This window comes from Devosia sp. 1635, from assembly GCF_013185955.1.
Taxonomy (GTDB): domain Bacteria; phylum Pseudomonadota; class Alphaproteobacteria; order Rhizobiales; family Devosiaceae; genus Devosia.
This window is the reverse complement of the sequence record NZ_JABAOM010000009.1, coordinates 1-12,189: the sequence shown is the minus strand read 5'-3', so window position 1 is coordinate 12,189 and position 12,189 is coordinate 1. Positions and strand designations below refer to the sequence as shown.

At 60.9% G+C, this 12,189-nt stretch carries 14 protein-coding genes; 8 read left to right on the top strand and 6 right to left on the bottom strand.

Annotated features, from left to right (window positions below; translation table 11 throughout):
* Positions 1 to 297: 297 nt before the first annotated feature.
* From HRU92_RS20220 to HRU92_RS20200, 5 genes are all read right to left on the bottom strand, one after another.
* On the bottom strand, positions 298 to 645 hold the full coding sequence (locus HRU92_RS20220; protein ID WP_173089175.1) for a hypothetical protein: 348 nt from the start codon (positions 643 to 645) through the stop codon (positions 298 to 300).
* A complete protein-coding gene (locus HRU92_RS20215; RefSeq protein WP_173089173.1) occupies positions 632 to 790 on the bottom strand; it encodes a hypothetical protein in 159 nt (52 codons plus the stop codon). The genes HRU92_RS20220 and HRU92_RS20215 overlap by 14 nt, the downstream gene beginning before the upstream one ends.
* A gap of 11 nt (positions 791 to 801) precedes the next feature.
* Complete coding sequence (locus HRU92_RS20210; protein ID WP_173089171.1) at positions 802 to 1,632, bottom strand: hypothetical protein; 831 nt, start codon at positions 1,630 to 1,632, stop codon at positions 802 to 804.
* Positions 1,632 to 2,558 carry a DUF4238 domain-containing protein gene (locus tag HRU92_RS20205; protein ID WP_173089169.1) on the bottom strand — a complete coding sequence of 309 codons (927 nt, stop codon included), beginning with the start codon at positions 2,556 to 2,558 and terminating at the stop codon, positions 1,632 to 1,634. Before HRU92_RS20205 ends, HRU92_RS20210 begins: the two co-directional genes overlap by 1 nt.
* A gap of 69 nt (positions 2,559 to 2,627) precedes the next feature.
* Entirely contained in the window at positions 2,628 to 3,521 is an 894-nt protein-coding gene (locus HRU92_RS20200) for a restriction endonuclease (RefSeq protein WP_173089167.1), read from the bottom strand.
* 461 nt (positions 3,522 to 3,982) lie between these two features.
* Between HRU92_RS20200 and HRU92_RS20195 the strand changes: the two genes are divergently transcribed.
* The 8 genes from HRU92_RS20195 (at position 3,983) to HRU92_RS20160 (ending at position 10,410) form a co-directional block, all read left to right on the top strand.
* On the top strand, positions 3,983 to 4,747 hold the full coding sequence (locus HRU92_RS20195; RefSeq protein ID WP_173089165.1) for an ABC transporter permease: 765 nt from the start codon (positions 3,983 to 3,985) through the stop codon (positions 4,745 to 4,747).
* On the top strand, positions 4,740 to 5,510 hold the full coding sequence (locus tag HRU92_RS20190) for an ABC transporter ATP-binding protein (protein WP_210259554.1): 771 nt from the start codon (positions 4,740 to 4,742) through the stop codon (positions 5,508 to 5,510). Before HRU92_RS20195 ends, HRU92_RS20190 begins: the two co-directional genes overlap by 8 nt.
* Positions 5,494 to 6,453 (top strand): NrtA/SsuA/CpmA family ABC transporter substrate-binding protein, encoded by a 960-nt coding sequence (locus tag HRU92_RS20185; RefSeq protein ID WP_173089161.1) that lies wholly within the window; start codon positions 5,494 to 5,496, stop codon positions 6,451 to 6,453. Before HRU92_RS20190 ends, HRU92_RS20185 begins: the two co-directional genes overlap by 17 nt.
* Before the next feature lie 46 nt (positions 6,454 to 6,499).
* Positions 6,500 to 7,498: an MsnO8 family LLM class oxidoreductase gene (locus tag HRU92_RS20180; RefSeq protein WP_173089159.1), complete on the top strand. Its 999-nt coding sequence runs from the start codon at positions 6,500 to 6,502 to the stop codon at positions 7,496 to 7,498.
* A gap of 194 nt (positions 7,499 to 7,692) precedes the next feature.
* Positions 7,693 to 7,872: a hypothetical protein gene (locus tag HRU92_RS20175; protein WP_173089157.1), complete on the top strand. Its 180-nt coding sequence runs from the start codon at positions 7,693 to 7,695 to the stop codon at positions 7,870 to 7,872.
* A 436-nt stretch (positions 7,873 to 8,308) separates the two neighbouring features.
* Positions 8,309 to 8,737: an antitoxin Xre-like helix-turn-helix domain-containing protein gene (locus HRU92_RS20170; RefSeq protein WP_210259553.1), complete on the top strand. Its 429-nt coding sequence runs from the start codon at positions 8,309 to 8,311 to the stop codon at positions 8,735 to 8,737.
* Positions 8,738 to 9,430 (top strand): RES family NAD+ phosphorylase, encoded by a 693-nt coding sequence (locus HRU92_RS20165; RefSeq protein WP_173089155.1) that lies wholly within the window; start codon positions 8,738 to 8,740, stop codon positions 9,428 to 9,430.
* 155 nt (positions 9,431 to 9,585) lie between these two features.
* Positions 9,586 to 10,410, top strand: coding sequence for an AAC(3) family N-acetyltransferase (locus HRU92_RS20160; protein WP_173089153.1), 825 nt, complete (start codon positions 9,586 to 9,588; stop codon positions 10,408 to 10,410).
* Between the two features lie 388 nt (positions 10,411 to 10,798).
* On the opposite strand, the gene proX is transcribed toward HRU92_RS20160, so the two are convergent.
* Positions 10,799 to 11,695, bottom strand: coding sequence for a glycine betaine/L-proline ABC transporter substrate-binding protein ProX (gene proX, locus HRU92_RS20155; RefSeq protein ID WP_248307289.1), 897 nt, complete (start codon positions 11,693 to 11,695; stop codon positions 10,799 to 10,801).
* Positions 11,696 to 12,189 lie beyond the last annotated feature (494 nt).

Genomic DNA, 12,189 nt, shown 5'->3' with positions numbered 1-12,189 from the left:
GTCCGCTCCTGTCGGAGGCGCTGGCAAAAGCCGCCATTTGCATGCGCACCTGCCGGTGACGTATTTGGGGCCGCTAGCCATCTGTCCGCTTTCAATAGCGGCTTGTCGAAGGCAGTTATTCACAAGGCCAGCAAAATCGCAGGTGCCGACGATCTGCACACCCCGCGTTTGCGAGGATGGCGCCACCTATGGGATGCCACCTGGATTTCGTCTGTGGTTTGGACGACCGTCGTCGACCGATGGGCCGCCGTGATAGGCGTCACTCTCGGGCTTGGATAGGGGGCACTTCAGCTACGGTCACCTGAGGGCATACCCTGGAGAAGCGAGCACAGCAGCGAATTGTGCGGTGAAGTCGATCGGACCTGGCGCGGCGATGAACTCGCGCCATGCGATGTGGGCCAACCCCGTTCTCTGACGTCGTGCCAAATGCAGCGGCTTCACTGAAGCTGCAGGCAGCATCAGCGCCAGCGATAGCTCGGCGTCCCGCGTCCAGCGCACGGCCATGAAGTGATCGGCCGTTTCGAACTTGGCCTCCTTCAATGACACGCGCGGGTTGTCGCCGTCGGTGCCCTCGACCCGGGTCTTGACCTCGATGCGGCCGTGGACTGGCGACAGCACGTCGTAGGGAGCGTTACGGCTCGACACCTGGCCCCCCTGTGACAATGGCGGTTAACATTTCGGACAGCTTGTCGAGCGTGATGGCCTGGTGCCGCTTGAACGCCGCCGAGGTGCGCAGGATGCAGTGGATTTCCTGCGCATCAGCGCGAAGGACTTCAGGAGGGTAGCTCATCGGTTGTATCTCTATACGTCGGCCAGGCCGAAGTTGCTGGTGATGCCATCGCCGGCGTGCAGGTGTCGAATCTGGATCTCGCCATCCAAAGCCACGAAAGCGCCTCCGCGACTAGCAACCTCGAGCGCCAACCCGGTCAAGGCGAGATGAGGCGCTGGCAACTGGCGCTCGCCTGGGAAGATCACAGGTGGGAGGACGATAACGTGCTCGAGCATGGCGATCGTGTCATCTGATTTCCTGGAAGCGCCCGGACCGGCGGCATCGATGACGGCACGACCGGCGTGGTCGCCTAGCAGGTATAGGTTCACGACCAGCCGCCGCAGCTCCATGTTGAACGAAAAGCTCGGTCGCTTCTTGTGGAATCGCTCCATCGGGATCTCGCTGCGGCCATGCAGGTGCCTGAGCTGGTAGCCGGGTACGCGCATGATGGCGTCCCTAGCGCTCACCCAACCCACGCGAGCGCCTTCGTGCTTGATCGCGTTGCACTGCTCGCTAAGTGCCCGGTCGAGATTTCGAGGTGCCACGTACTTGCCGACCACCACGCGGGTCTGCTTCTCGACGGCTTCGACAAATTCCGCGATACGATACAACAAATCCTGGTGCGCTCGGAGAATTGCGTCGTGGTTCTCGATGGCCTTGGCGTGGGGATCCGGCCCATGCAACGCGAGCAGCACGTCGCTAAACGCTGCCACCACTGCCGACCATGACCTGGATACGACCGGCAACGGATGCGTCAGGTCGCCATCGTCGACGATCTTGCCCACGCGATCGGAAGCCAGCGCGCTGATGATGAGCGGCTCGAGCGCTCCGGACTCCGAACGCAGGACATTGCAGTGGTCCATTAGGCAGCCGACCTCGGGGCGCGATCACGGGCCCGCTTCTCGGCAAGGCGCATCATCCAAGTGGGCTGATTGCTGCGCCCAAAGTGATTGAGGATGAACCGTTCCTGCGAGCGATCGGCGGAGAAGACGAACCGCCGAGCATTCTGCACAACCTCGAGATTGACCTCGGCGACCAGCTCGTCCGTGCTGAGCTCCCGAATTCTTGCGAGCGTTTCGATCCGGCGCACAGCAATGAACACCTTGGTCGGCGTCAGCGGCATCATGATGAAAGCGTCGAGCTCATCGATCGTGTCGGTCATGCAGATTGGCCGGTCCGACGTCAGAAGCTTGTGCTTGCCATTGCCGACATTGGCGACGCTCCAGCTCATGGCATTGATGCGCCGGCCAATGCCTTCGTTGTCGATCATACCGCGAAGCCACTGCAGGCGAGCAGTCTCGCGATATTCCTCGCGGTTCTGCTCCCACCATTTCTCGGCGGATTCAGGCATTCCCTCCTGCCAACGATCTCGGTACTGCTCCACCATCTCGTCGGTCAGGTTAGTCCAGTCGTCCTCGATGAGCTTCTTGAGCTCTGTCACATCATCGGGGTGGCGCATCAGCATGCTCATGATGAAGCGGGACCAAGAGCTGCGCTGCGGCCTCGTCCACTCAAGCGTGGGCCCGGGCATCATGAAGACACGCATGGCGCTTGCGGCATGGGTGTCCGCCGGGGCCATGAAGGTCTCTTCAAGGCTGGCCACCGAACTATCGTCGGCGGAATAGATGTTCTTGTCGTAGCCTGTGCCGCGCGGGCCGGTCCAACGCGGACGAATGTTGCGGTCCTCGCGACGCCGGTATTCGACCAAGCGCTGCTCAGGGGCGAGGACCCAGTTCTTCAAGTAGAAGACCGGAACGAAGTGATGATCGTGCGACGCGTTGTTTGCCATTGGCACCATCCGTGGCTCGGCCGCCCAGTATACCTGAGTCGCGTTCGACGCCGAATCGCTGGCGGTACGCTAGGGGAACAGCTCTCGCACGGGAATAAGCGGACGACGCTCCTCGGTGCCGCGCCGAAATTTCGCTGCCACGATATCGTCGAGCGAGATGCGCTGGCGCAGTGCGTCGAAAGCGTCCATGCCATCCATGAGAATGACGCGCTTGGCATTGAACGCGACCAGGCCTTGATCGGTGAACCCCGAGAACGACACGAACAGGCCGCGCGTACCCTCGAAGCCATCGCCAGCCTTCTCCTGGAACGAGCGCAGCGCCGCCGCGTCAGTCTTGGCATCCGTCCATTTGGCTTCGATCAGGTAGACCGTGCCGCGGTGCTCGAAGCTTCCATCGATCTGCTCGCCGACCAGCTTAAATGACGCACGGGCATCGAGACCCCAGGCGTCGAACCACCGCTTCAGGAACCGTTCGAACGCGTAGCCCCGCGCTTGGGCAGCCTCGTTCATCATTGTCAGCGCCAAGAACTCCTGCTCCAGATCAGCAAGTGTCTGATCGCCCGGACCCTTCTTCACCGGCGGAGGTGGTGCGGCGGGCGCCGGCTCGTCGAACCCAACCGGCAAAGGCTCGCCGCCCAACTTGACGAGCAACTGGCTCAGACGCTGCCGGGCGTGCAGCACCTTTTCGTCTTCATTATGATCGAGCCGATAGGTCTCGCGGTATTCCCACAGTGCCGTCAGTGCGCGAACGACATCGGCATTGGGCGATATCTCGAGGAAGCCGCGAAAGAGCTTCCCCTTGGATCCGCCATGGATCGCGTAACGGTCAAGGTAGATGTCAATGTCGAGATCGCGATTGAAGAACGACGCAAATCTGTCGTTGCTGAAGTCGAGCACGTAACCGCTGTACATGCCAAATATACTGTCAATCAGCTTCATGTCCGTCGTCGATAATGTTGCCATGCGAATACTCCGGATTGTTGCACTAATCCCTGATGCGCCTGGCGCGGCGTTCGATTCAAGAATAACTGCGCACTTTTGAACAGCCGTTCTGTTCCCGTTTCGCGCCCCCCGCCAATCTCGTTCGTCGATTTCCCGGCCGACCGCCATTTTCCCATATGCGAACCCCTGATGCTCCGGACTTCATCTAATCCGGGATCACATAGCCAAGGCCACAGCTTCGCGACCCGACACTCCGCCGGGCATCCAGTTGGCGACGACGCCGTCCTTGAACAAGCAGGCGATGTCCGCTTTTGAGAAACTGGCAGGGCCCGCCGGATGACGGGAATGGGGCGCACTCCTGCCCATCAGCTACGACCCTATTCCAGACCAATCTTCAAAGAGGATTGTGCGGCACTTTAGCGCGCAAGCAATGATTGTGGATAAAAATAGTCAGGTATATGACGCTCTCCTAAAGAGCGGCCATGTCAAAGTTTTATCCCCTATCAGGCTTCATCGTCATACTTCTCGCATGGTCTGCGGTGTCGGTGACAGGGACCGTCAATGCCTTCCTTTTGCCGCCGCCCTGGCGCGTCTGGTCTGCCTTCGTTTCGTTGATCAACAGCGGCAAGCTCTTCGACCATATCCTGATCTCGATGAGCCGCGTGGGGATCGGATATCTCTTCGCCGTGCTGCTTGCCTTCTCGCTCACGCTGGTCATGGTGACCCTGCGACCCCTCGCGGTCGTGCTCGAAGGCCCATTGGAATTCTTGCGGCAAATACCGCCGCTCGCCCTGGTGCCGCTGACCATGCTCTGGCTGGGCATCGGCGAGACCCAGAAGGTGGGCATCATCATGCTCGCCTGCTTTTTTCCGGTCTTTCTGGGCGTTCGCGGCGGCTTTTCCCAGGTTGATCCCAAGCTGATCGAAGTGGGGCGCGCCGCCCGCTTCAGCCGGCTGGAATTGCTTTGGCGCATCGTGCTGCCAGCGGCGCTGCCCTCGGCCGTGATTGGACTGCGGGTGGGTCTGGGTTCCGGCTGGCGGGCGCTGGTTGGCGCCGAACTGATCGCCTCCTCGGCGGGGCTGGGCTACATGATCCTCGATGCGCAGGATCTGGCGCGTACGGATATCGTCCTTGTGGGCGTGCTGACCATCGGCGTCATCGGTATCCTGGTCGATACCGGCCTCAAGCTGCTGCTGCGATCGATCGCGCCCTGGATGCGCAATGAAGTGGAACTGGGCAATGCTTAGTTTCCATCAGGTGCGGCACGGCTACGATCTGCCCGCTGGCGGTCGCCGGGAAGTGCTCCGCAAGCTCGACCTGAAGCTGGCGAGCGGCGAGTTCCACGTCATTTTAGGGCGGTCGGGTTGCGGCAAGTCCACCTTGCTCCGGCTCCTGGCAGGGCTGGAAACCCCGGAGCACGGTGCGCTCGAGGGTGACCGCTCGGCTATTGGCGTGGTGTTTCAGGAACCAAGGCTGATGCCTTGGCTAACCGTAGCGCAAAACGCCGGCTTCCTGTTGGCGCATCGTCTCGACAGGTCCGAAACGCGCCGACGCGTGGCCAGCGCTCTGGCCATGGTCGGCTTGGCTGACGCTGCCGACCTGCGGCCCGACAAGCTTTCGGGCGGCATGGCGCAGCGCGTTGCCATTGCCAGAGCACTGGTCAGCCGTCCCAAGCTGCTGCTGATGGACGAGCCCTTTGGGGCGCTGGACGCCTTTACCCGCAAGCAGATGCAGGACGAGTTGATTCGGATCTGGCAAACGACCGGCACGACCATCGTCTTTGTGACCCACGACATCGAGGAAGCCATTCGGCTGGGCCGCACCATTCTGGTGCTGGAAGAAGGTCGGGTCGCACTCGATCTCAAGCTCGCGGCTGCCTATCCCCGCCCGGTCAGCGGCGCGGAGATCGAGAGCGCGCGCCAACAGCTTTTTTCCCGGTTTTTCCCTGCAACGCGCATTCCCGCCCCGGCAGGCCCTAGAAGTGGAGAACTCCATGAACCAACTGACTAAATTGGCACTCGCCGCCGCAGTCGCGCTCGCGGCAATTGCGCCTGTGGCCGGGCAGTCCGAAGAGGTCGCGGTATCCTATGTGACCGCGCCCTTCAACGTACCCTCCATCGTGATGCGCAAGGAGGGCATGCTCGATGCCGCCTTCGCGGAACTGGGCGTGACCCTTACCCATCCCGAGATCACTTCAGGCGCCGCCCAGACCCAGGCCATTGCCGCGGGCGAGTTGCAGATTGCTTCGGTGCTCGGCGGCACCTCGGCCATTCTCGCGCGCGCCAATGGTGCTGACGTGGCCGTCATCGGCACCTATGCCCGCTCGCCCAAGGCCTATTTCATCATGGCCGCTGCAGGCGGACCAACCGACATTGCTTCCCTGGCGGGCAAGAAGGTCGCGGGGCCCAAGGGTACTGTGCTCAACCAGCTTCTGGCCGCGGCCCTGGCCGCCGAAGGGCTGACCCTGGATGATGTGGAATATATCAACATGGACCTGCCGACGGCCCGCGCCGCTCTCCTCGCCGGTCAGGTCGACGCCGTAACCTTGGCCGGCGCCAACGCCACGCAGGTGGAAGCAGCTGGCGGTCATGTCATCGTTGATGGCGAGGGGCTGATCGCGCCCACGACCGTGATCGGCACCAGCAAGGCCTTTGCCCAGGCGCATCCGGACTACGTGGCCGCTTACTTCAAGGCGCATCTGGAAGCGCTGGCTTTCCTGCGCGATGAGCCAGAAGCGGCAATCGCTATGGCGGCCGAGGATCAGGGCCTCAGCGTCGAGGAAGCGACCAAGCAGCTTGGCTGGTACGATTTCGACCCGCGCATGACCGATGAGGATGTCGTCAATCTGGAAGCCGACCAGGAGTTCATGATCGAGGCTGGCATGCTGGAAGCCGGCAGCCGCATCGACATCCGCGAAGACCTGATCGAGCCCTCGGCCTTTGCCATCCAATAAGCCCCTTGAGGGGCGCTTCCTGGCGCCCCTCCAATCTTGGTGCCCGATGAAACTTTCGCTCCTCGACCAGGTCCAGATCGCCCCCGGCAGCACTGCAGGCGAGGCCATCCGCCAGTCTATCAGGCTGTCCCAGACATTGGAGCAGCTGGGCTTTGAGCGCCACTGGCTCGTGGAGCACCATGCCGTGCCTTACGAGGCCTGCGTTGATCCCATGGTGATGGCGCTCGCCCTGGCGCAGGCGACCAGCAGCATCCGTGTCGGTGTGGGCGGCGTTCTGCTGAACAATTACAGCCCCTACAAGATTGCGGAAAGCGCCAAGACCCTTGCTGCGCTGGCCCCCGGGCGTATCGATCTGGGACTTGGGCAATCGGTGTCCGGCCCGCTGCCTGACCTCGCCTTGCAGCCGGACCGCACCCAAAAGCCGGCGCATGATCAAGCCGCGAAAGTCAAGGAAGTGCTCGGCCATCTGTTTGCTGATCTTCCTGCCGATCACCCCTTTGCGCCGCTCAAGGTCATGCCCGACGAGGCGCCCCCGCTACCCTGGATCATGGCCGTTGGTCAGACCTCGGCCGAGCGCGCCGGCACGTTGGGCCTGCCGCTGGCCTTGTCGGCCTTCCACCGACCCGAAGAGGCGCAAGCCGCAGCAGCGGCATACCGCAAGGCGTTTCGGCCATCGCCGCGCCCCGGCCTGCCCCCGGCTCCCAAGCTCTTTCTCGCACTGCGCGTGACCTCGGCCCCAAGTCTTGCAGAAGCGGAGAGACTGGCTATGCCAATGCGCTGGGCGTTCCAGCAGCGCCGGCGCTTCAACATCATGCCCCAAAGGCTGCCGAGCGTTGATGAAGCAGTCGAACTGGCGGGCGGAGTGTGGCCCGCCGAAACCGGCGACTGGCCAATGTACACCATCTGCGCCTTGGCAGATCTGCGAGCGCGCCTCTTGCGCATGGCCGAGGCCTGCGGCGCCGACGAGATCATGCTGCAGGACGTCCTGCCAGACCCCGAAAGACGGCTGTCCCATTACCACGATGTGGCGCAGGTCTTTTCGTGAGCCCAGATACTACCACGGCATTCAGCAGCACAACCGCCGCTTTCAGGGAGTAGGGCAGGTTAGCTGAACAGCCTGAATGGGGCGCAATGCCGATGGGCAGCTTTCGGCATCGAAGCGGATTTTAAAGCCCCCCCTTGCTCCGCTTATCCCCGGCACTCGCAACAGCGGTACTCTTCCTCCAAACAGGAGGTGACATGTCACAAGAAGTCAAACGTGCTCGAGCCCAGTACCTCAACGGCCTGGCCGTGGCACTGCTGGGGAGCACCGTGTCAGCAGTCCCGGCGGGTGCTCCGCTCTGGGCGCTTGTACCCGCTGCCGCGCTCAGCCTGCTGCTCCACTGGCTGGCAGTCGAGACTGTCCGTCAGGGGAAGTAAGGTGGGGGGAGAGCGAGTCGTAAAACGATTTCGAGCAAATCTCGGACATCTAGGCTCACTTTCGCTTGGCCAGATCCTCGGACTTGCCATCAACTCATTGAGGAAGTGGCGTGACCATGTCTGGTCCTCCACCTCCACCTCCACCTCCACCTCCACCTCAACCTCAATCTCGACCACGACGGCGGGCCCGACGGCCTCTTCCACCTGGTCCAGCAGATCCGGTTTACGCCTGGATATGCTCGGTACGCGCATCAGCTGCACCACCACTCTTTGCCGTTTGGCCATCGACGGGCCAGCCGCTCCTCGATCAGGATATCACCCACATCCCGGCCGAGGAACACGCTTTCCCTCAGGTTAATGGCAAGCTTAGAGCTTGATCTGTGGACAGGCGTCCATCATGTGGTTACTTGTTGATCATCAAGTGATGGAGGCTAGAATGTTGCAGGTTGACGTTCCAATGCCAACAATGCCCAACCGGCAGGACTTCTCGGCCCAGAGTGACCGCGTACGGCTGTCGAAGGTCGCCCTGAAAGCCTACAAGCGTCTCGTCCAGGAGTGGGGTCTCAAGGGTGAACAGGCGGCGGCGCTGCTTGATGTGTCCACGAGCACCTGGGAGCGCATGAAGCAGGAGGGCAAGGACAAGGCCCTCAGCCAGGATCAGCTCACACGCATTTCAGCGTTGGTCGGCATCTACAAGGGGCTGCATCTCCTGTTCGCGGATGACATGGCCGATCGCTGGCCCTGGTTGGTCAATAAGGCGCCGCTGTTTGCCGGGTTGAGCCCGATAGGTTCCATGCTCAAGGGCGGCATTCCGCAAATGCTCGAGGTGCGCCGCTATGTGGACGCCGTCCGCGGGGGCTTGTGATTGTCGATCGACGGTGTGCCGGTCGTCACCGAAGCCTTTCCGAGGACGGTTCGACTGGTAACGACGGCGCGGCTGCGTGCGGCGGTGTTGACGCCCCTGGTCGATAACGAGGATGATCTCGCCGTGCTGTCCGAGATCGAGGGCGCGACGAGCAGCCGGTTGATGGCACAGGATCGCGGTATAGCCGGGCTCGCCGCCAACGAGCTCGTCTACGATGTGCCGCATGCGCCTTTTATCAACGCGTCCTTTGCCTATGCCAAGCCACAGCAGCCGAACCGCTTCAATGGTGCTGACCGGGGCGCCTGGTATGCCGCTCTGGATGTCGCCACCTGCATCAGCGAGGTCGGATATCACCTGACCAACATGCTGGCAGACGCGGGGGATTTCAACGCCACCGTGGAGTACGCGGAGATGTTTTGCAGCCTCGCCGGCGAGTTCCTGGACCTTCGGCAGGCACCCGACCATCCTTCGCTCGACCCCGACACGGTGAAGGCCTACCCGGTCGGCAACGCCATCGCGGAGAGCGCCCGGGCCACCGGGCTCAACGGCATTATCTACCCATCCGTACGGCACCCGGGTGGTACCTGCATTGTCGCCCTGCGGCCGGCTGCCGTTCAGTCCGTTCGCCAGGGGGCCGTCTACCGCATGATTTGGAAGGGCCATCCAGCACCGCTGATCGAAGGGCCGCTGTGATCGCTTCGACACTGATCAGGTGGATGGTTGGACGGAAGCAGGGCAGGGGCGCGTTGCCGCCCGGCAGCAATCGACCCCATAAAGGCCACTCCCGTGCATCAGATCGATGCTACTAAGCGGACAGTGTCGCACGTGTCGAACTCCGGACTTCCAGCATGAGCGAAGCTGATTTAATTGCTCGCACTAAATTTCCTGCCACGCGGGAGAGCCTGCAGCACGACCTGGTCAAGCTAGGCGTCCGAGCGGGCGACACTTTGCTTGTCCATAGCTCCATGCGCTCCATGGGCTGGGTCAGTGGCGGCCAGGTTGCCGTGATCCAAGCGCTGATCGATGTGGTAGGGAACCATGGTACCTTGGCGATGCCGTCCCATTCCTCTGGCCTTACAGATCCGGCCAATTGGGGTGCACCACCCGTTCCCCCCGAATGGATCGAAACAATCCGCTTTACAATGCCGGCATATGACCCGGCCATCACACCGACCCGCGATATGGGTGCGATTGCCGAAGCCTTTCGCACATGGCCCGGAGTTCGCCGTAGCGCCCATCCTGCAAGTTCGATGGCTGCCTGGGGTCATCACGCCGAAGATATCATTGCTCGGCACGAACTAAGTTATCCATTCGGCCCAACCTCGCCTTTAGGGGCGTTGCACCGCTTGAATGCAAAAGTCCTGCTGATTGGGGTGGAGTTCAACCGTTGTACGGCTCTACATCTCGCCGAGCATATTCGCTGGCCGGATCGACCCACCATATGGGAAGGCGCTCCCATCATCGCTGCCGGTGAACGGCAATGGGTGACATTCGAAGTGCCTCAGATCATGGACGATGATGAATTCCTGCCGGTTGGCATTGCCGCGTTGTCGTCAGGTGTGGCGGCCAGCGGCACGATCGCACAGGCTCGTTGCATTTTGGTGCAGTTGCCACAGCTTGTGGACTTCGCAGTTCAGTATTGGTCCGACCGCAACCACCCGGCGTCTTCGTAACCAGGAGCAGCCCGGCCGGCTACGACCCCATTTCGGTCGTTCATTGGCTTAATTGCGCCACTCAGACCTGACATTTGTCCATGAAGGCCCGTTTGGGGATTTCCGCGACAGATCATCGCCAGAATGGCTTCCAGCTCTCTCCCATCGCGCTTAGCTGGTCCGGAGATTACTGAGCAGGTCGTCTGCCATTTCGCGGAGTGCGCGGCGCTGGTGGTGCCGATCCTGCCAACACAAAAGAGCGTCCGAACACGTGACATGGTTTGAAGCTATTTATTCGTGCACCGGCAGCTGCACTGGTCTCTGCGGCTTCACTCGACCGATGGAGTTAAAATAATCCGGCGCACATGACACCCGCCGGATCACAACACAGTCGTGTCAGGTAACCAGACTACTGTGCTGAAGCAATCGCCTGTTCGATCCAGCCATCAACCGCTTCACGGTTCGCCTCGATATATTCAGCAGCTTGGCGGCGAAGATCTTCTTTGGAGTTTTCACCATCGCGCATAGCCGCGTTCTGGGCATAGATGAAGTCGATGTCGACCGACGCTAATTCGAGGAGCGTGCGCACTGCCGGGTTCTCTTCGAGGAATGCACTGGAGGCAACGACGCTGATGTCATTGACCGGCCAGCCAAGCTGGCAGGGATCGGCCACGCAACCGACAACGCCGGATACAGTGGCTGTATCGGCCATGTCCTGCTGCTCCTCAGGCAATGCGATAGACGGGGTCTCAATCCAGACGACATCTTCGCCTGGCACCAGTTCATTGACAGTCCAGTTCGGCGTCCAAGTGTAATAAAAGATCGGTTCGCCAGTTTGATAGGCGGCAATCGCATCGGCCATGGATGCGGAATAGCCCGCCTTGATCTCGTTGACATGATCGTGCAGTTCGAACGCATCCATTTGATGGGCGATGGTCAACTCACATCCCCAACCGGCGGGACAGGCAACAAGATCGGCCTTTCCGTCGCCATTGCGGTCAAACGTCTGCTTCACCTCATCGCGTTTGAAATCTTCAAGCGAGGTGATATTCAACTCCTCGGCTGACGCCCGATCGACCAGATAGCCTTGCAATGCGCCTTGCTCGACGACATACCCAACGACTTCCACATCACCGTATGTGCTGTCGAGGTACGAATTGTGCAGTGGGAACCAGCCAGAGGGATACACATCGACATCGCCTGCCGCCATGGATGCAAAAGCCAACGGGATATCTATGGCGAGCGGGTCAAGCGCCTCGTAACCAAGTTCTTCCAAAAGCTGGCGTAAATCTCCGATAAAACCCATTCGTTATCCCCACCGGCGGGCTGTGCCAGCTGTACTGACCTGCCCTCGCCCGGAAGCGGTGTTTGAGCGTACGAGGCTGGAATCGTGACGGCAATAGCAACAGACGTCAGGAGCGAAAGCGAAAATTTGTTTAAGTTCAAGAATCTGCTTTCCGTGTTGATGGTGCACTCATGAACCGTAAGCAAACAAAATTCCAAAACCACCCTTGACAGCGAATTTTCTGATGGCCGGGTCTGGGTCGGAAGCTGCTAGGCCCGATTGTCGGAAAAGTCAGTCGCGTACCGGAGGCCGCTTTATCCTCTGCCAGCCCCGAAGCGGACTAACTGCTTCCCACCCCAATACGAAGTGGGGTAGGGCGCTGCTAACGACCCGAGGCTGTGTGAAAACCCCTGATGATGCTATGATCTGGCACTGCTTCGGGGGTGCCATATGGGACGTTTCGTTGAAGCTGTTGACCGTGACCAGGCGAGCTTTTTGCCGGCCTGTCTTGAAGA